The 18,754-nt window shown below is 41.0% G+C and carries 16 protein-coding genes, 1 tRNA gene and 1 pseudogene; 16 read left to right on the top strand and 2 right to left on the bottom strand.

Annotated elements, in window-relative coordinates; translation table 11 throughout:
- Positions 1–131 precede the first annotated feature (131 nt).
- From RN80_RS08250 to RN80_RS08205, 10 genes and pseudogenes are all read left to right on the top strand, one after another.
- Positions 132–3,344, top strand: coding sequence for a hypothetical protein (locus tag RN80_RS08250; protein WP_060628606.1), 3,213 nt, complete (start codon positions 132–134; stop codon positions 3,342–3,344).
- A gap of 162 nt (positions 3,345–3,506) precedes the next feature.
- Complete coding sequence (vncR, locus tag RN80_RS08245; protein WP_060628605.1) at positions 3,507–4,163, top strand: response regulator transcription factor VncR; 657 nt, start codon at positions 3,507–3,509, stop codon at positions 4,161–4,163.
- Complete coding sequence (vncS, locus tag RN80_RS08240) at positions 4,160–5,482, top strand: sensor histidine kinase VncS (RefSeq protein ID WP_000831364.1); 1,323 nt, start codon at positions 4,160–4,162, stop codon at positions 5,480–5,482. Before vncR ends, vncS begins: the two co-directional genes overlap by 4 nt.
- Positions 5,483–5,628: 146 nt before the next feature.
- Positions 5,629–6,510, top strand: coding sequence for a class II fructose-bisphosphate aldolase (locus RN80_RS08235; protein WP_001019001.1), 882 nt, complete (start codon positions 5,629–5,631; stop codon positions 6,508–6,510).
- A gap of 398 nt (positions 6,511–6,908) precedes the next feature.
- The gene (locus RN80_RS08230) at positions 6,909–7,901 is read left to right on the top strand and encodes an ABC transporter ATP-binding protein (protein WP_060628604.1); all 993 of its coding nucleotides are present in this window, start codon (positions 6,909–6,911) and stop codon (positions 7,899–7,901) included.
- Between the two features lies 1 nt (position 7,902).
- Positions 7,903–8,721 (top strand): ABC transporter permease, encoded by an 819-nt coding sequence (locus RN80_RS08225; RefSeq protein ID WP_060628603.1) that lies wholly within the window; start codon positions 7,903–7,905, stop codon positions 8,719–8,721.
- Between the two features lies 1 nt (position 8,722).
- Entirely contained in the window at positions 8,723–9,508 is a 786-nt protein-coding gene (locus RN80_RS08220; protein WP_000760744.1) for an ABC transporter permease, read from the top strand.
- A gap of 100 nt (positions 9,509–9,608) precedes the next feature.
- Positions 9,609–9,681: transfer RNA gene (locus RN80_RS08215), tRNA-Thr, on the top strand.
- A gap of 292 nt (positions 9,682–9,973) precedes the next feature.
- Positions 9,974–10,884 (top strand): annotated as a pseudogene (locus RN80_RS10255) (DUF6287 domain-containing protein).
- Positions 10,885–11,136: 252 nt separating this feature from the next.
- The gene (locus RN80_RS08205) at positions 11,137–11,445 is read left to right on the top strand and encodes a hypothetical protein (RefSeq protein ID WP_060628602.1); all 309 of its coding nucleotides are present in this window, start codon (positions 11,137–11,139) and stop codon (positions 11,443–11,445) included.
- 82 nt (positions 11,446–11,527) lie between these two features.
- On the opposite strand, the gene RN80_RS08200 is transcribed toward RN80_RS08205, so the two are convergent.
- Entirely contained in the window at positions 11,528–11,887 is a 360-nt protein-coding gene (locus RN80_RS08200; RefSeq protein ID WP_060628601.1) for a DUF3397 family protein, read from the bottom strand.
- A 91-nt stretch (positions 11,888–11,978) separates the two neighbouring features.
- On the opposite strand from RN80_RS08200, the gene mnmL reads away from it, so the two are divergent.
- The 5 genes from mnmL to RN80_RS08175 are packed head-to-tail and all read left to right on the top strand — an operon-like array spanning position 11,979 to position 16,677.
- Positions 11,979–12,935: a tRNA modification radical SAM protein MnmL/YtqA gene (mnmL, locus tag RN80_RS08195; protein WP_060628773.1), complete on the top strand. Its 957-nt coding sequence runs from the start codon at positions 11,979–11,981 to the stop codon at positions 12,933–12,935.
- Positions 12,919–13,476 (top strand): tRNA 5-(aminomethyl)-2-thiouridylate-methyltransferase MnmM, encoded by a 558-nt coding sequence (gene mnmM / locus RN80_RS08190; RefSeq protein ID WP_060628600.1) that lies wholly within the window; start codon positions 12,919–12,921, stop codon positions 13,474–13,476. Before mnmL ends, mnmM begins: the two co-directional genes overlap by 17 nt.
- A complete protein-coding gene (locus RN80_RS08185; RefSeq protein ID WP_060628599.1) occupies positions 13,469–13,723 on the top strand; it encodes a hypothetical protein in 255 nt (84 codons plus the stop codon). The genes mnmM and RN80_RS08185 overlap by 8 nt, the downstream gene beginning before the upstream one ends.
- Positions 13,724–13,734: 11 nt before the next feature.
- Complete coding sequence (locus RN80_RS08180; RefSeq protein ID WP_033688397.1) at positions 13,735–15,789, top strand: cation:proton antiporter; 2,055 nt, start codon at positions 13,735–13,737, stop codon at positions 15,787–15,789.
- A gap of 27 nt (positions 15,790–15,816) precedes the next feature.
- On the top strand, positions 15,817–16,677 hold the full coding sequence (locus tag RN80_RS08175) for a YihY/virulence factor BrkB family protein (protein ID WP_060628598.1): 861 nt from the start codon (positions 15,817–15,819) through the stop codon (positions 16,675–16,677).
- A gap of 77 nt (positions 16,678–16,754) precedes the next feature.
- Here RN80_RS08175 and queA read toward each other — a convergent pair whose 3' ends face one another.
- Positions 16,755–17,783: a tRNA preQ1(34) S-adenosylmethionine ribosyltransferase-isomerase QueA gene (queA, locus tag RN80_RS08170; RefSeq protein WP_060628597.1), complete on the bottom strand. Its 1,029-nt coding sequence runs from the start codon at positions 17,781–17,783 to the stop codon at positions 16,755–16,757.
- 150 nt (positions 17,784–17,933) lie between these two features.
- On the opposite strand from queA, the gene RN80_RS08165 reads away from it, so the two are divergent.
- Positions 17,934–18,641: a glucosamine-6-phosphate deaminase gene (locus RN80_RS08165; RefSeq protein WP_060628596.1), complete on the top strand. Its 708-nt coding sequence runs from the start codon at positions 17,934–17,936 to the stop codon at positions 18,639–18,641.
- Positions 18,642–18,754: the final 113 nt, after the last annotated feature.

Raw genomic sequence — 18,754 nt, 5'->3', positions numbered from 1 at the left:
ATCTATAGAAACTTTATTTTGAAAATAGATAGATAAATCTGTAGAAGCCTGTGCATATCGCAAACATAGGCTAGTAGGCCTAGGAAGAGTCTACTTTGGAAAATATAGATTAGTGAGGAAAAATAAACATTATGAGACAAACAAATGTTAGAGGAACATTATCCCTCCGTGGCTTTAGAAAATTAAGAACTGGTGCAATTGTTGCGACAGGTGTGATTTTATTGGGGCTGGGCTTTTTAGCTCCAACTGTGTCAGCCAGTGAACAAGATGGTATCTGGGTAGCCAGAACAGTTGCAGAAGTAAAAGCTGATATTCAAAAAGAAGGTGATTTATTTAAGTATGTTATTAAGTGGGGGGACACATTAAGTGTTATCAGCGAAGCAAGTAATATCCCTGTAGATGTACTCCAAGAAATGAATCAAACTTCAGGCAAGAATTTATTCTTACCGCACAATGAATTGTACTTTACTGAAGCTGAAACGATTTCAGATACAGTCACAAAACACAAGATTGTCATCAAGGAAAGTGGTGCAAGTGGCGAAGTTCGCACTTACGAAGTCTTGCTCAAGAAAGATCAAGAGACAAAAGCTGTTACTTTTGAATTAACAGATGTCACTGAGAAAGTTGAAAAAATGGCTGTGAACTATAGCCCAGTCTATCAGCCTGTATCAGCTCCAGTAGTGGAAAGAGCGGAAGAATCGGGTGAAGAACTTGCCTCAGAAGCACCAGCAGAGACAAGCCCAGAAGTTAAGGAAGAAACAGAAGCTCCAGTAGCGTCAAAAGCAGAAACAAGGTCAGAAACTTTAAATGCTCCATCTGCATATACTACAAATGGGTCAGGAAACTCAACTGAATCAAGTCCAGCAGCAGACAAGGCCCCTTCAAATATAGGAACTACAAATCAACCTGTAGCTTCAAATCCAAGTTCTGAAGCGCCAGCGCCAAAAGCAGAGGTACCAGTGACTCCGGCACCGAAAGTAGAAGCGCCATCGACTCCAATGCCAAAAGCAGAAGAACCATCGACTCCAGCACCGAAAGCAGAGGCACCAGCGTCTCCAATGCCAAAAGCAGAAGGACCATCGACTTCAGCACCAAAAGCAGAGTTACCATCGACTCCAGCACCGAAAACAGAAGAGCCAGCAACTCCAGCACCAAAAGCAGAGGCACCAGCAACTCCAGCACCGAAAGCAGAGGCACCATCGACTCCAGCACCGAAAGCAGAAGCGCCATTGACTCCAGCACCAAAAGCAGAGGTACCAGTGACTCCGGCACCGAAAGTAGAAGCGCCATCGACTTCAATGCCAAAAGCAGAAGAACCATCGACTCCAGCGCCAAAAGTAGAGGAGCCAGCGTCTTCAGCACCAAAAGCAGAAGAACCAGCAGCAACTGAGCCAAAAACAAAAGAGCCAGTGGCAACAACGCCAAAAGTGGAAGAACCATCGACTCCAGCGCCAAAAGCAGAAGAACCATCGACTCCAGCGCCAAAAGTAGAGGAGCCATCGACTCCAGCGCCAAAAGCAGAAGAACCATCGACTCCATCACCAAAAGTGGAGGAGCCATCGACTCCAGCGCCAAAAGTGGAAGAACCATCGACTCCATCACCAAAAGTAGAGGAGCCATCGACTCCAGCGCCAAAAGTGGAAGAACCATCGACTCCATCACCAAAAGTAGAGGAGCCATCGACTCCAGCACCAAAAGTGGAAGAACCATCGACTCCATCACCAAAAGTAGAGGAACCAGCAACACCAGCACCGAAAGTGGAAGAACCAGCGACACCAGCACCGAAAGCAGAGGAACCAACGACACCAGCGCCGAAAGTGGAAGAACCAGCAACACCAGCGTCATCAGCACCGAAAGACGATGAATCAGGTTCTTCAGTTGAATCTCCATCAACAGGCAATCATTCAGACGAGTCAGGAACACCATCTGAAACTCCTACAGGTGACTCAACTTCGTCACTGGACGCTTCAGGCGAGCCCAATTTCACTGAACAGCCAGCTGGAGAATCAGGTAAATCTGAAACAACGTCAGAACCTTCTAATACTCCATCTGCGGAAGCTACAAATGATTCAGGGAATACAGCAACATCAAGTCCGCTAACATATGGTACTACTTCAAACACAGGGACTACAGAACAACCTGAAACTCCAGCTTCAAAACCAGAAGTAACAACACCCAAAGAGGATAAACTACCAACTAATCAAAATGGAGATACATCAAATCCGGCTCCGGCACCCAAAGAAGATACTCCGTCTGAAGAAGTAGCACCTAAAGGTGAAAAACTTGAGGAAGCAAAAAAAGATGGAAAAGATGTTATTGAAAAAATTGCGGCTTCAAAACTTAGTGAAATTGAAAAAGTTAAAGATGAAGCAGAAAAAGCTAAGTTAGAAGCTCAATTAAAAGAATTAAAAGAAGCAGGATTAGAAGCGATAAATAATGCTAAAGATCACGATGCAGCAGTAGATGCTACGGATGAATATCAAACTAAGATTGATGAGATTAATGTTCCAGGTGAAGAATTACCTGCACCAAATTATAATAAAGATAATTTAACAAATGGTCGTAATGAGGGTACTACTATTAATGATGGAAGTACAGCAATAGGTCATGGGTCTGGTGAAGATACAGCAACAACTCCAGCACAACCTTCTTCAACTTCAGAAGGGACTTCAAGTTTTAGAAATGCCCCATCAGTTCAAGCAAGAGCAAGAAGAGTGGCACGTTCAACATCAGAACCAGATGGAACTGTAAATATTAGCTATAACTTCGCTGGAATGCCAGATATTCATGGTTTTCTATCTGACCCGGGAGAAGATAACACTGTCAAAATTCCTGCTGGAACGAGTGAAGCACAGGCAAAAGAGCTAGTAAAAGAAAAAATTCAAGCCAAGATAAAAGACTTAGCTGCTAGAGGGTATCATGTGAAAAATGACATTATTTTTGAACAAGATACTACTGTGAAAAATTATAACTACGTCGTTACATTCACTAAGGAGACTACAGGAACTTCAGGTTTCAGAATGGCTCCAGCAGTTCAACCACGCGCTAGCAGAAATCGTAGAAGTCTAGAACAGCCAGCTCCTCAAAAGGTCAAAGTCAATGTTTTTTATAACTTTGATCAAATGAAAGATATTGCAGGTTTCCTAGGAGATATCAATGGAACTCCTCTTGAAGTCGCGGAAGGTTCAACAAATGAACAGGTTAAAGCAGCTGTCAAGAACCAAGTTGATGCTAAGAAAGAAGAGTTGAGCAAACGTGGCTATACTTTCAAAGAGGACTATGTATATCAAGCTAATGGGAAAGATTATAATTACGTTGTAACATTTTCAAAAGCAGCTAAATAATTTTCAGTCCATAGAGAGCCAAATGTGAGCAGAGAGAGCGGTAGGCTCTCTTTGTTTTATCTAGTGGTCAGTTTCTTAAAGACAAAAGGCCAGTAAGAGGATATAATAAAATAGAGTAGGTATTTATTCTAAGAAAAATAAAAAATAGAGAGCAGTTAAAGTATGAAAATTTTAATTGTAGAAGATGAAGAGATGATCCGTGAAGGGATCAGTGACTATTTGACGGATTGTGGTTATGAAACCATTGAGGCTGCAGATGGGCAAGAAGCCTTAGAAAAATTTTCCAGCTATGAAGTAGCCTTGGTTTTACTGGACATCCAGATGCCCAAGCTCAATGGCTTAGAAGTCATAGCGGAGATTCGTAAGACTAGTCAGGCCCCTGTCTTGATGCTGACCGCCTTTCAAGATGAGGAATACAAGATGAGTGCCTTTGCCTCTCTGGCAGATGGCTATCTGGAAAAACCTTTTTCTCTGTCCCTCTTAAAAGTGAGGGTAGACGCGATTTTCAAGCGCTATTATGATACGGGACGAATCTTCTCCTATAAGGATACCAAGGTGGACTTTGAGAGCTACAGTGCCAGCCTAGCAGGTCAAGAAGTGGCTGTTAATGCTAAAGAGTTGGAAATTTTGAACTATCTGGTGAAAAATGAAGGAAGGGCATTGACTCGATCTCAGATAATCGATGCCGTATGGAAAGCGACAGATGAGGTTCCCTTTGACCGTGTCATTGATGTTTATATCAAGGAACTGCGGAAAAAGCTAGACTTGGATTGCATCCTCACTGTGCGCAATGTTGGTTATAAATTGGAGCGAAAATGAAACGAACAGGTTTATTTACAAAGATATTTATCTATACCTTCTCGATATTTAGTGTTCTGGTTATCTGCCTTCATTTGGCTATTTATTTTCTTTTTCCTTCGACTTATCTGAGTCATCGTCAGGAAACCATTGGTCAGAAAGCGACAGCCATTGCCCAGTCCCTAGAAGGTAAGGATAGGCAGAATATCGAGCAAGTCTTAGACTTGTATTCTCAGACTAGTGATATCAAGGGGACCGTCAAGGGCGAGATGACCGAGGACAAGTTAGAAGTAAAGGACAGCCTTCCTCTGGATACAGATCGCCAGACAACCTCTCTTTTTATCGAGGAGCGCGAGGTGAAAACGCAGGACGGTGGTACCATGACTCTCCAGTTTTTAGCGTCCATGGATTTGCAAAAGGAAGCAGAGCAAATCAGTCTCCAGTTTCTTCCCTATACCTTGCTGGCATCCTTTCTGATTTCCCTTTTGGTAGCCTATATCTATGCTCGGACCATTGTTGCCCCGATTTTGGAAATCAAGCGAGTAACTCGTAGAATGATGGAACTGGATGCCCAAGTGCGATTGCACGTGGATTCTAGGGATGAGATTGGTGATCTCAAGGAACAAATCAATAGCCTCTACCAGCATCTTTTGACTGTCATTGCGGACTTGCATGACAAGAATGAAGCTATTCTCCAGCTGGAAAAGATGAAGGTCGAATTCCTACGAGGGGCTTCCCATGAACTGAAAACACCCTTAGCTAGTTTGAAAATCCTGATTGAAAACATGAAAGAAAATATCGGTCGTTATAAGGATAGAGACCGCTATCTGGGAGTAGCCTTAGGAATTGTGGATGAGCTCAATCACCACGTTCTCCAGATACTTTCTCTCTCTTCTGTGCAGGAATTGCGAGATGATAGGGAAATAATAGATCTCCTCCAGATGACGCAAAGTCTAGTTCAAGATTATTCTTTGCTAGCAAAGGAGAGAGAACTTCAGATTGACAATAGTTTGAACCACCAGCAGGCTTATCTAAATCCATCTGTGATGAAATTAATCCTGTCTAATCTCATCAGCAATGCTATCAAGCACTCCATTCCAGGCGGCTTGGTCCGCATCGGAGAGAGAGAAGGGGAACTTTTTATCGAGAATAGCTGTAGTCCTGAAGAACAAGAAAAACTGGCTCAGTCTTTTTCTGATAATGCTAGTCGCAAGGCCAAGGGTTCTGGGATGGGGCTCTTTGTGGTCAAGAGTCTATTGGAACATGAAAAATTACCTTATCGTTTTGAGATGAAGGAGAATCGTTTGACCTTCTTCATAGCTTTTCCAAGAATCGCCTAAGACTAGGGAGAGAAAGGGTTTACATAGATGAAGCTAGAAGAAATTCAATCGAAACTGCGGGAAAAACTAGATTTTTTTGTCAAAAAGTGATAAAATGAACAATGTAAATGGGATGACCCATAAAAATATACAGGAGGCCTGATAAAATGGCAATCGTTTCAGCAGAAAAATTTGTCCAAGCAGCTCGTGACAACGGTTATGCAGTTGGTGGATTTAACACAAACAACCTTGAGTGGACTCAAGCTATCTTGCGCGCAGCAGAAGCTAAAAAAGCTCCAGTTTTGATCCAAACTTCAATGGGTGCTGCTAAATACATGGGTGGTTACAAAGTTGCTCGCAACTTGATCGCTAACCTTGTTGAATCAATGGGTATCACTGTACCAGTAGCTATCCACCTTGACCACGGTCACTACGAAGATGCACTTGAGTGTATCGAAGTTGGTTACACTTCAATCATGTTTGACGGTTCACACCTTCCAGTTGAAGAAAACCTTAAATTGGCTAAAGAAGTTGTTGAAAAAGCACACGCTAAAGGTATCTCAGTAGAAGCTGAAGTTGGTACTATCGGTGGTGAAGAAGACGGAATCATCGGTAAAGGTGAATTGGCTCCAATCGAAGACGCTAAAGCAATGGTTGAAACTGGTATCGACTTCTTGGCAGCTGGTATCGGTAACATCCACGGTCCTTACCCAGCAAACTGGGAAGGTCTTGACCTTGACCACTTGCAAAAATTGACAGAAGCTCTTCCTGGATTCCCAATCGTATTGCACGGTGGATCAGGTATTCCTGATGAGCAAATCCAAGCAGCTATCAAACTTGGTGTTGCCAAAGTTAACGTTAACACTGAATGCCAAATCGCATTCGCTAACGCAACTCGTAAATTCGCTCGTGATTACGAAGCAAACGAAGCAGAATACGACAAGAAAAAACTCTTCGACCCACGTAAATTCTTGGCTGACGGTGTAAAAGCTATCCAAGCATCAGTTGAAGAACGTATCGACGTATTCGGTTCAGAAGGTAAAGCTTAATCTAGCTGAATAATATAGAATAGAAACCTGCCCATTGGGTGGGTTTTTTGGTGTTTTAAGGAGACTATTAAGCCAGAATTTTGGACTAATACTCTTCGAAAATCTCTTCAAACCACGTCAGATTTATCTGCAACCTCAAAGCTGTGCTTTGAGCTACCTGCATCTAGCTTCCTAGTTTGCTCTTTGATTTTCATTGAGTATAAAAATAGCACTTTAAGAGAAAAATTTTCAATTTCATAAATTTTAGGCAAACGCTTGCATTCTAGTTTTTATTGGATTATAATAGGTTGGTATAAAGCCTTTTGTAGTAATAAAATGTAGAAGGTATAGAAAGTAAGGATTTAGAATACTTGTAGTCAAAAACACAATGTTGCTATTCCTTACATAGGGAGATAGATATGGCAATGATAGAAGTGGAACATCTTCAGAAAAATTTTGTGAAGACTGTTAAGGAACCGGGGTTGAAGGGGGCATTACGCTCCTTTATTCATCCTGAAAAACAGACCTTTGAAGCGGTCAAAGATTTGACCTTTGAGGTTCCCAAGGGGCAAATTTTAGGATTTATCGGGGCCAATGGTGCAGGGAAGTCGACAACCATTAAAATGCTGACAGGAATTTTGAAACCGACATCTGGTTTTTGTCGGATTAATGGCAAGATTCCCCAGGACAATCGTCAAGATTATGTCAAAGATATTGGCGTAGTTTTTGGACAACGAACCCAGCTATGGTGGGATTTGGCACTGCAAGAGACCTACACGGTTTTAAAGGAGATTTATGATGTACCAGACTCGCTCTTCCATAAGCGTATGGACTTTTTGAATGAAGTCTTGGATTTGAAGGACTTTATCAAGGATCCCGTGCGGACTCTTTCACTGGGTCAAAGGATGCGGGCGGATATTGCGGCTTCCTTGCTTCACAATCCCAAGGTTCTCTTTTTAGATGAGCCGACCATTGGTTTGGACGTTTCGGTCAAGGATAACATTCGTCGGGCTATTACCCAAATCAATCAAGAGGAAGAGACAACCATTCTCTTGACCACTCACGACCTGAGCGACATTGAGCAGCTCTGTGATCGGATTTTTATGATTGACAAGGGGCAAGAGATTTTTGATGGAACGGTTAGCCAGCTTAAGGATACATTTGGCAAGATGAAGACTCTCTCCTTTGAACTGCTACCAGGTCAAAGTCATCTAGTTTCTCACTATGAAGGCTTTTCGGATATGGCCATTGATAGACAAGGGAATAGTCTCAACATTGAATTCGATAGTTCTCGCTACCAGTCAGCTGATATTATCAAGCAAACCCTGTCTGATTTTGAAATCCGCGACTTGAAGATGATGGATACGGATATTGAAGATATTATCCGCCGCTTCTACCGAAAGGAGCTCTAAGATGGTCAAATTGTGGAGACGTTATAAACCCTTTATCAATGCAGGTGTTCAGGAATTGATTACCTATCGAGTCAACTTTATTCTCTATCGGATCGGCGATGTCATGGGTGCTTTTGTGGCTTTTTATCTCTGGAAGGCTGTCTTTGATTCTTCGCAAGAGTCCTTGATTCAGGGTTTTAGTATGGCAGATATCACCCTCTACATCATTATGAGTTTTGTGACCAATCTTCTGACTAGATCCGATTCGTCCTTTATGATTGGGGAGGAGGTCAAGGATGGCTCTATTATCATGCGCTTGTTGAGACCAGTGCATTTTGCAGCCTCCTATCTTTTCACTGAGCTTGGTTCCAAGTGGTTGATTTTTATCAGCGTTGGACTACCATTTTTAAGTGTCATTGTTTTGATGAAAATCTTATCTGGGCAAGGGATTGTAGAAGTGCTGGGATTAACTGTCCTTTATCTTTTTAGTTTAACGCTGGCCTATCTGATTAACTTTTTCTTTAATATCTGCTTTGGATTTTCTGCCTTCGTGTTTAAAAATCTTTGGGGTTCCAATCTACTCAAGACTTCCATAGTGGCTTTTATGTCTGGAAGTTTGATTCCCTTGGCTTTCTTTCCCAAGGTTGTTTCAGATATTCTGTCCTTCCTGCCTTTTTCATCCTTGATTTACACTCCGGTCATGATTATCGTTGGGAAATACGATGCCAATCAGATTCTTCAGGCGCTCGCTTTGCAGTTTTTCTGGCTCTTAGTGATGGTGGGCTTGTCTCAGTTGATTTGGAAACGAGTCCAGTCCTTTATTACCATTCAAGGAGGTTAGTATGAAAAAATATCAACGCATGCATCTGATTTTTATCAGACAATACATCAAGCAAATCATGGAATACAAGGTGGATTTTGTAGTTGGTGTTCTGGGAGTTTTTCTGACCCAAGGCTTGAACCTCTTGTTTCTCAATGTCATCTTTCAACACATCCCATCCCTAGAAGGTTGGACTTTTCAAGAAATTGCTTTTATCTATGGATTTTCCTTGGTTCCCAAGGGACTGGACCATCTCTTTTTTGACAATCTCTGGGCACTGGGACAACGCTTGGTGCGAAAAGGGGAGTTTGACAAGTATTTGACACGTCCTATCAATCCTCTCTTTCATATTCTAGTTGAGACTTTTCAGATTGATGCCTTGGGAGAACTCTTGGTTGGTGGGATCCTACTAGCGACAACGGTATCTAGCATTGCTTGGACTCTTCCAAAATTCCTACTTTTCCTAGTCTGCATTCCTTTTGCGACCTTGATTTATACTTCCTTGAAGATAGCGACAGCCAGCATCGCTTTTTGGACCAAGCAGTCAGGAGCAATGATTTACATTTTTTATATGTTTAATGATTTTGCCAAGTATCCCATTTCCATTTACAATTCAGTCCTTCGATGGTTGATTAGCTTTATCGTGCCATTTGCCTTTACGGCCTACTATCCTGCCAGCTATTTCTTGCAGGACAAGGATGTAATCTTTAACATCGGAGGTTTGATGTTGATTTCTCTGGTTTTCTTTGTCATTTCCCTTAAACTTTGGGATAGGGGCTTGGATGCCTACGAAAGTGCAGGTTCGTAAATAATAGAATACCAAAGCCTTGTCTCAGGACAGGCTTTTTCTAATAGAGATGAAAAATTCTTGACACCTATTCTTAGAGTGCTATACTGTAAGTGTAATCGCCGATTTAGCTCAGTTGGTAGAGCAAGGCACTCGTAAAGCCTAGGTCACAGGTTTAAACCCTGCAATCGGCAAAGAGAAGAAACTCATTCTACTGGGTTTCTTTTTTATAAATATAAGATGAATAGATAGTATTAGACTATTAGTGCCTATAATTTCACTTGTTGCACCAAAATATATATAAAATTTTGAAAAATTATGATATAATTTATCCTAATAAGTTTACAAAAGAATTTAATAGTAGGGTTTCATCAGGATAACTTTTTAGATTATTTTTTGAACTTTAAGACATTCACATATACTAGAAAAAATCTTGTAAATTTATCTAAGGTAAATGTAAAATATAGTGAAAATAGGAGTAATAACATGACTAAGAAAGATTTTAAAGAGAAAAATGGTCCTAAACAAACTGTTTCAAATGTAGCGAAGGGATCCTCTCCATCGACAATTGTTGGAACGGCTCTCAAAATAAAAGTCTATATTGGTATCGCTCTTAGTCTTTTGGTTGTTGCAATAGTAGCAAGCATCCTTTTCTTATCACCTAATGAAAAGAAAGAATCAACCGAAGCCATCCCTTCGGTTGTAAAAAAAGAGAACAAAAGTCAAGAAACGACAGATAATTCTACATCATCTGAAATCAGGAAGAAGAAAGAGGAGGAAATTCAAAAACTCAAGGAACAGCTAGCTAGTTTAGATAGCAAAGTCGCTGAGTCAGAGAAGTTAGTTGCAAGCTAAAAGAAGAAACTGCTGTGCCAAGATTGGATATCGAGTCATTAAGAAATAACGATTTATCTAGTTTGAAAGGTACTTGGCGTACAGCTTCGGGTAATGAATATGTCATTAATGAGTCTGGGGAAGTACGTTCCTCTTGGCTATCAAATGGTCAAAAATCTGAAGCGATTATTGAACTAGATAATAGTCATTCTCATTTGAAAAATCGAACTTCAGATTCTAGATTTCGAGATGTAGAAACAGTAAGTGCACATGTTAAAAATGAAATTGTTGGAGGCTTTATCGTAGTTGCTGTACCTAGTGGAGTTGTAATGCAAGCTGGTGATGGTGGAAAATTGACAGATAAAAGCAATCATGACGAGGATAGACTGTTTGCAGGACAGCAGTATGAAGCGATGTTGTCGAGACCAGAAGATGTTTACTATCGTGTAAAACCAGATACTAGTAAACTTGAGGGAGAGGAGAAGAATTTAGCTCAACTACAGGCTGAACGCGAAGCAATAAAAACTTCTCTAGAATCTAAGGAAAAGAGAAATACTAACTAGAAAAAACTAGTTTAGAATCTAACTTTCGATTGTTTTAGTTCAGAAATACTGTTGCAATTGCTAGAATGAAGAAGCTCATTAGGGCTTCTTTTCTTTTATCTTAACGCTTCAACCACTTAGACCGAGATTAAGACCAGATAGGCAAAAGAATTTGTTCTTGAAATTGAGCTCTGCTATAATGATTTTTGTAAGGGACGTGAGGATACAACATCAAATAACTCAAGTTCTAAAAAAGAAATTGGAGATAAAAAAATGAAAAAATTATTAGGGATTATATTTTTAGTAGCAGCAGCGACAGTAGTGTATTTTGGTTCTGTTGGATGGCCAAGTTTAAATGTAAACCTCTGGTCATTGATTCCGGTAGGGCTGTTCCTATTTTTCACTCTAGAGAATCTTTTGAAAAAAGACTACAAGGCTAGTCTGATGTGTTTGATTATTGCCTTTATCATCGCAAATGCAATTTTGGATTTGTTGCCAATTTCAAGTGGTTTGGTAATTGGAGCAGGTGTGCTGGCTTGTGTAGGCATTGGTTACCTCTTTCCTGATAAAGAAGGAAAATAGGAATTGATGAAAAAATAGGTAAAGAAAAAAACACTTCAATCACTGTATTTCCGTTTGATTGAGGTGTTTTTGATTTAGTTTTTTATTTCTGAGCCATCAATTCAACAATCATCTCGATATACATGACAAGGGTTACTAAAAATCCTGCACGCCAGAAAAATTTGATGAATTTAGGATAGTAAAAGCTACGTTTTTTCAAAAGGAAGAAAAAAACGAGAATAATGGCTAGGAGTGAGAGGGATAGGCCCAGTCTAGGGAGGAAATTATGGGTAAAGGTTTTAGCTGTAATAAGGTAATATTCAAATACCAAGACTGGAAAAGCCAAATCTGCAAAGTTTCGTCCTAGTTTTTTTAATCTAAAAAGTTTGGTTATGATAATGCAGACGACTAAGGTCAGTATCAATAATAAAATAGATGCTAATTTCATTAAAATCATACCCATATTGTATCATAAAAAATCGCTAATGGAAACGAGAAACAGAGGAATTTATAGGAAAGTCAGGCTTTTGAGATTGTAGATGTTTTTTGTTATAATGAAAGTTATGAAATCTTATAATACCTTGAATGATTATTATCGAAAACTATTTGGAGAAAAGACCTTTAAAGTCCCTATTGATGCGGGGTTTGACTGTCCCAATCGTGATGGGACTGTGGCTCATGGAGGCTGTACTTTTTGTACGGTTTCAGGTTCTGGAGATGCTATCGTAGCACCGGACGCGCCTATCCGTGAGCAATTTTATAAGGAAATTGACTTTATGCACCGTAAGTGGCCAGAGGTCCAGAAGTATCTGGTTTATTTTCAAAATTTTACCAACACCCATGAAAAGGTGGAAGTGATTCGGGAGCGCTATGAGCAGGCTATCAATGAGCCAGGTGTAGTAGGAATCAATATCGGAACGCGCCCAGACTGTCTACCAGACGAAACCATTGAATATTTGGCTGAGTTATCGGAGCGCATGCATGTGACGGTTGAATTGGGCTTGCAGACCACTTATGAAACAACCTCTGACCTGATTAACCGCGCCCACTCCTATGAATTATATGTAGAAACGGTCAAGCGCTTGAGAAAGTATCCAAAAATTGAGATTGTTTCTCATTTGATCAATGGACTTCCTGGTGAAACCCATGAGATGATGATTGAAAATGTCCGCCGCTGTGTCACCGATAATGATATTCAAGGGATTAAACTGCATTTGCTCCATCTTATGACCAATACACGTATGCAACGAGATTATCACGAAGGACGTTTGCAGTTGATGAGCCAGGACGAATATGTTAAGGTCATCTGTGACCAACTGGAAATCATTCCCAAGCATATCGTCATCCATCGAATCACAGGAGATGCACCTAGGGATATGCTGATTGGTCCTATGTGGAGCCTCAATAAATGGGAAGTCCTCAACAGTATTGAGATGGAGATGCGACGTCGTGGAAGCGTTCAAGGATGCAAGGCTGCAAAACAGGAGTTTGAAAATGAAAAGACCACTTGAGATGGCACATGATTTTTTGGCTGAGGTAGTGACAAAAGAGGATATCGTAGTGGATGCGACTATGGGAAATGGTCATGACACCCTTTTTTTAGCCAAGCTAGCTAAGCAAGTCTATGCCTTTGATATTCAGGAGCAAGCCTTGGAAAAGACCAAGGAGCGTTTGGGCCAGGCTGGAATGACAAATGCCCAGTTAATCTTGCAAGGCCATGAGACACTGGACCAGTTTGTGACAGAAGCCAAGGCAGGGATTTTTAATCTGGGATATCTGCCGTCAGCTGATAAGTCTGTCATTACCCGACCTCAGACAACGATTGAAGCCTTAGAAAAGCTGTGTGGCTTACTTGTCAAAGGTGGACGGATTGCTATCATGATCTACTATGGTCATGATGGAGGAGATATTGAGAGGGATGCTGTCTTGGAGTTTGTTAGCCAGTTGAGCCAACAAGATTACACAGCTGTCATTTACCGAACCCTGAATCAAGTTAACAACCCACCATTTTTAGTGATGATTGAAAAATTAGAAAGATATAGACATGGATAAACAATACTTACGTGAAAAGCTGGATGCCATGCGCCAGAATTTTGTTGAATCAACCCACCACGAACGAGCAGTGGGTGTGTTAGACCAAGCGCATATGAGCAAAAAAATGCTTAAAATCAAGAAAAAATTAGTTGCTCTTGAGATGGAACGGTGCCAGAAAAAAATTGAGCACAAGGATTGTTCCAAGATTGACCAAAAAATCAAAGAGCAGAAGGAGATTTTTGAATCTTGTTGTAAAAAAGATTAAGGAGGACGTGCGTGGAATTATTGATTTACCTCATCCTATTTTTACTGGTTTTGATTGTCTCAAGTACAACCAATAAGCTCCTGCCCTTTTTGCCGCTTCCTTTGGTGCAAATTCTTCTGGGAATTGTGATTGGTCTCTTTTTACCCAATACCGACTTTCACCTCAATACGGAGTTGTTTTTGGCCCTGGTTATCGGGCCCTTACTTTTCAGAGAGTCGGAAGAAGCGGACATTACAGCTATTTTAAAACACTGGCGAATCATTGTTTATCTCATATTTCCAGTGATTTTCATCTCGACTCTGAGTTTGGGTGGCTTGGCCCATCTTCTTTGGTTCAGCCTTCCCTTGGCAGCTTGCTTGTCTGTTGGGGCAGCCCTTGGGCCTACGGATTTGGTAGCTTTTGCCTCTCTTTCGGAGCGCTTTAGTTTTCCTAAGCGCGTGTCCAATATCCTTAAGGGTGAAGGACTCTTGAATGATGCATCTGGTTTGGTTGCCTTTCAGGTGGCCTTGACAGCCTGGAAAACTGGAGCCTTTTCCCTTGGGCAAGCTAGTAGTTCGCTCATCTTTTCAATTCTAGGCGGTTTTTTAATTGGCTTTTTAACAGCCATGACCAACCGTTTCCTCCACACCTTCTTGCTAAGTGTGAGAGCAACAGATATTGCTAGCGAGCTTTTATTAGAATTGAGTTTGCCTCTGGTGACTTTCTTCCTAGCAGAAGAAGTCCATGTTTCAGGAATTATTGCTGTTGTGGTTGCTGGCATTTTAAAGGCAAGCCGATTTAAGAAAATTACGCTCCTCGAAGCCCAAGTGGATACGGTGACTGAGACGGTCTGGCATACAGTAAACTTTATGCTGAACGGTTCTGTCTTTGTGATTTTAGGGATGGAGCTGGAAATGATAGCAGAACCTATCTTGGCCAATCCAATCTATAATCCCTTACTTTTATTGCTATCTCTTGTCGCCCTCACCTTTGTCCTCTTTGCTATTCGTTTTGTCATGATTTATGGCTATTATGCCTATAGGACTAGACGTCTCAAGAAGAAGCTAAATAAGTATATGAAGGACATGCTTCTTTTGACCTTCTCAGGTGTCAAGGGAACGGTGTCGATTGCTACGATTCTTCTGATACCAAGTAATCTAGAGCAGGAGTATCCTCTCTTGCTTTTCCTCGTCGCAGGTGTGACGCTTGTAAGTTTTTTAACAGGTCTCTTGGTCTTGCCTCATCTTTCTGATGAACAGGAAGAAAGCAAGGATTATCTCATGCATATCGCCATTTTAAATGAAGTGACGCTAGAGTTGGAAAAAGAGTTGGAAGACACAAAAAATAAACTTCCCCTCTATGCGGCTATTGACAATTATCATGGACGTATTGAAAATCTCATCCTGAGTCAAGAAAATAAGGGGGCTCAAGAAGACTGGGAGGCCTTAAAACTTCTCATCCTCAGTATTGAAAGTGATGGTTTAGAACAGGCTTATGAAGAGGACAAGATGAGTGAGCGTGCCTATCGAGTCTACCAACGTTATTTGAAAAACATGGAACAAGGTATCAATCGCAAGTTTGCGTCACGATTGACCTATTATTTCCTTGTTTCCTTGCGGATTTTACGTTTTCTCCTTCACGAAGTCTTTACTCTTGGCAAGACCTTCCGCAGTTGGAAAAATGAAGAATCACAGAAACTCAGAGCCCTTGACTATGATCAAATTGCAGAGCTCTATCTAGAAAATACAGAGATGATTATCGAAAGTCTGGAGAATCTTAAAGGGGTTTATAAGAGTTCTTTAATCAGCTTCATGCAGGATTCTCGTCTCCGTGAAACAGCTATCATCACCAGTGGTGCCTTTGTCGAACGGGTTATCAATCGTGTCAAACCCAACAATATCGATGAAATGCTGAGAGGCTATTATCTGGAGCGTAAATTGATTTTCGAATACGAAGAAAAACGATTGATTACGACCAAGTATGCCAAGAAATTACGACAAAATGTGAATAACTTAGAGAACTATTCTCTGAAGGAAGCTGCCAATACCCTGCCTTATGATATGATGGAATTGGTAAGAAGAAATTAATCAAGATTGTAAGTGAAGGAGTGTGACATGAAGAAGTGGTGGAAAGAGCTGATAGACAAGCCTTTAGTAAAAGCTTTTTTACATTATTATCAAGCATCAGATAGTGAGTTGACCAGTGTCGCAGTAGCCTACTATTGGTTGATTTCGATTTTCCCCCTGCTTTTGGTGGTGGTCAATATCCTCCCTTATTTTCAGATTCCAGTTTCTAATTTTTTAAAGGTTGTCAATGAATTCTTGCCGGAAAGCATGTATGATGTGGTGGCAAAGATTATTACAGAAGTGCTGACCCAACCGTCAACAGGCTTATTGAGTTTTGCGGTTTTATCAGCCCTCTGGACCTTTTCAAAATCTATGAATTTTCTACAGAAAGCCTTTAATAAAGCTTACGGAGTAGCAAAAAATCGTGGAATGATTTACCATCAGCTTATGAGTTTGTTTGTCAGTTTTGGTTTGCAGATTCTCTTTGCTTTAGCTCTGTTTTTGAGTGTCTTTGGCCGTATGCTCCTCAACCTTGTCAAAAGCTATTGGAAATCGGATAGTCCTCTCTTTGATTATCTGCAAGACCTAACAGGCCCTTTGGTCTATGCCTTGATTTTTGCCATCCTAGTCATGCTCTACTATTTTCTACCCAATGTTAAGGTGCGAAGGATTCGCTCTGTATTGCCAGGTAGTGTCTTTGTCTTGTTGACCCTGGTCTTACTGCTCAATATCTTTTCAGTCTATGTTAACAATTATGTCAATCACCTAGTGGACGTCCGTTTTTTCAGTTCCGTCGTCGTGGTGGTCATGATGTTCTGGTTTATTCTTATCGCTAAGATTTTAATTGTCGGCGCGGTGATCAATGCCAGTGTTCAGAGTTTGAAAGATCCGAGCTTTAGAATAAATTAACTCTTTATCTATTACAAAACGCATATTATCAGGCTTTATAAAACCTTGATAATATGCGCTTTTTTTGATTGTGAAAATTAATAGATAAACATGGCATCACCGAAACTAAAGAAGCGGTAGTGTTCTTGAATGGCATGGTGATAAGCGTCTAAGACTAATTCACGGCCTGCAAATGCAGAAACCAACATAACCAGAGTTGATTTTGGCAGGTGGAAGTTGGTTGAGAAGGCATCCACAACCTTCCATTCATAGCCAGGTTTGATAAAGATATTGGTCCAGCCAGAATCTGCTTGGATTTGCCCATCAAACTTGGAACCAATAGTCTCCAAGGTGCGGATAGAAGTGGTTCCGACAGCGATGACACGGCTTCCATTTTCCTTGACAGATCGAAGAGTGGCAGCCGCTTCCTCAGAAAGTTGGTAGAATTCTGAGTGCATTTCGTGTTCGTCCAGATTGTCAACTGAAACGGGTCTAAAGGTTCCGAGTCCGACATGAAGAGTCAGATAGACTAGATGAACACCCTTAGCTTGGATTTCTGCCAGCAATTCTTTGGTGAAGTGCAATCCAGCAGTTGGTGCAGCAGCAGAGCCACTTTCCTTGGCATAAACAGTTTGATAACGTTCACGGTCATCCAGTTTTTCATGGATATAAGGTGGCAGTGGCATTTCACCCAGACTTTCCAAAACTTCTAGGAAAATTCCTTGGTATTCAAAGCGGACAATGCGGCCCCCGTGAGTCAATTCTTCCGTAACAACAGCTCTGAGACGGCCATCACCAAAGCTAACACGAGTCCCGACCTTGAGGCGTTTGGCAGGTTTAGCCAGAACCTCCCACTCATCGCCACTAATGTTTTTGAGTAGGAGCAGTTCCACATGACCTCCAGTTTCTTCCTTTTGACCATAGAGACGGGCAGGGAGAACGCGGGTATCGTTCATAACGAGGGCATCACCAGGTTCCAGCATATCAATAATAGAGTGGAAGTGTTTATCCTGCATTTCTCCCGTCTCACGGTTGACAACGAGGAGTTTAGAGGCATCCCGTTTTTCGAGAGGCGTTTGGGCAATCAATTCCTCGGGTAAGTGGAAATCAAAATCAGCTGTATTCATATATCTGTTCATTCTTTCTAAGTTCTAATCTTATCCATTATAACATGTTTCAAGTATAGTCGCTCTTTTTTTAGAAATTAAATCGTTTTCACTTGACAAAAATTGGTCTATACCATATAATAAATATAGATTGAAACGGAGGATAAAAAGATGAAAGTTATTAAAGTTGAAAACCAAATCGAAGGTGGAAAAGTTGCTTTTGAGATTTTGAAGGAAAAATTGGCCAACGGCGCTCAAACCCTAGGACTTGCGACAGGAAGTAGCCCACTTGAATTTTACAAGGAAATTGTTGAGAGTGACCTTGATTTTTCAAATCTAACCAGTGTGAACCTTGATGAGTATGTAGGGCTTGATGGAGACAATCCACAGTCTTACCGTTACTTCATGCAAGAAAACTTGTTCAACCAAAAACCATTTAAAGAAAGTTTCTTGCCTCGTGGGGTTAAGGACAATGCTGAAGCTGAAGTTGAACGCTACAACCAAATTTTAGCTGACCATCCAGTTGACCTGCAAATCTTGGGAATCGGTCGCAATGGACATATCGGATTTAATGAACCTGGTACTCCATTTGACAGTCAAACCCACCTTGTAGAGCTTGATAAGTCTACTATTGAAGCAAATGCTCGCTTCTTTGACAAGATTGAGGATGTTCCAACCCAAGCCATTTCAATGGGGATTAAAAATATCTTGGATGCCAAGTCAATCCTTCTCTTTGCTTATGGTGAATCAAAAGCAGAAGCCATTGCCGGAACAGTGTCTGGACCAGTGACTGAGAGTATACCAGCAAGTAGCCTCCAAAATCACCCTGATGTGACTATTATCGCAGATGCTGAAGCGCTTAGCTTACTTGAAAAATAAAAAAGCAACCACTTGCTCTTTGGAGTGAGTGGTTTTTTACTTCAAATGTTCACTATCCTGCTAAAAGAAATTTTTCTGTAAATTCCCGTAACAGTTGTCGATATTTCTCATAA

This window comes from Streptococcus mitis, assembly GCF_001281025.1.
Lineage (GTDB): Bacteria > Bacillota > Bacilli > Lactobacillales > Streptococcaceae > Streptococcus > Streptococcus mitis_AK.
The sequence above is the reverse complement of the archived record's forward strand: the minus strand, read 5'-3'. Positions and strand labels throughout refer to the sequence as shown.

What these genes read in the sequence shown, in the direction of transcription:
- RN80_RS08250 (WP_060628606.1), top strand. Translation starts at nt 132, where the DNA reads ATGAGACAAACAAATGTTAGAGGAACATTATCCCTCCGTGGCTTTAGA.
- vncR (WP_060628605.1), top strand. Translation starts at nt 3,507, where the DNA reads ATGAAAATTTTAATTGTAGAAGATGAAGAGATGATCCGTGAAGGGATC.
- vncS (WP_000831364.1), top strand. Translation starts at nt 4,160, where the DNA reads ATGAAACGAACAGGTTTATTTACAAAGATATTTATCTATACCTTCTCG.
- RN80_RS08235 (WP_001019001.1), top strand. Translation starts at nt 5,629, where the DNA reads ATGGCAATCGTTTCAGCAGAAAAATTTGTCCAAGCAGCTCGTGACAAC.
- RN80_RS08230 (WP_060628604.1), top strand. Translation starts at nt 6,909, where the DNA reads ATGGCAATGATAGAAGTGGAACATCTTCAGAAAAATTTTGTGAAGACT.
- RN80_RS08225 (WP_060628603.1), top strand. Translation starts at nt 7,903, where the DNA reads ATGGTCAAATTGTGGAGACGTTATAAACCCTTTATCAATGCAGGTGTT.
- RN80_RS08220 (WP_000760744.1), top strand. Translation starts at nt 8,723, where the DNA reads ATGAAAAAATATCAACGCATGCATCTGATTTTTATCAGACAATACATC.
- RN80_RS08205 (WP_060628602.1), top strand. Translation starts at nt 11,137, where the DNA reads ATGAAAAAATTATTAGGGATTATATTTTTAGTAGCAGCAGCGACAGTA.
- RN80_RS08200 (WP_060628601.1), bottom strand. Translation starts at nt 11,887, where the DNA reads ATGGGTATGATTTTAATGAAATTAGCATCTATTTTATTATTGATACTG.
- mnmL (WP_060628773.1), top strand. Translation starts at nt 11,979, where the DNA reads ATGAAAGTTATGAAATCTTATAATACCTTGAATGATTATTATCGAAAA.
- mnmM (WP_060628600.1), top strand. Translation starts at nt 12,919, where the DNA reads ATGAAAAGACCACTTGAGATGGCACATGATTTTTTGGCTGAGGTAGTG.
- RN80_RS08185 (WP_060628599.1), top strand. Translation starts at nt 13,469, where the DNA reads ATGGATAAACAATACTTACGTGAAAAGCTGGATGCCATGCGCCAGAAT.
- RN80_RS08175 (WP_060628598.1), top strand. Translation starts at nt 15,817, where the DNA reads ATGAAGAAGTGGTGGAAAGAGCTGATAGACAAGCCTTTAGTAAAAGCT.
- queA (WP_060628597.1), bottom strand. Translation starts at nt 17,783, where the DNA reads ATGAATACAGCTGATTTTGATTTCCACTTACCCGAGGAATTGATTGCC.
- RN80_RS08165 (WP_060628596.1), top strand. Translation starts at nt 17,934, where the DNA reads ATGAAAGTTATTAAAGTTGAAAACCAAATCGAAGGTGGAAAAGTTGCT.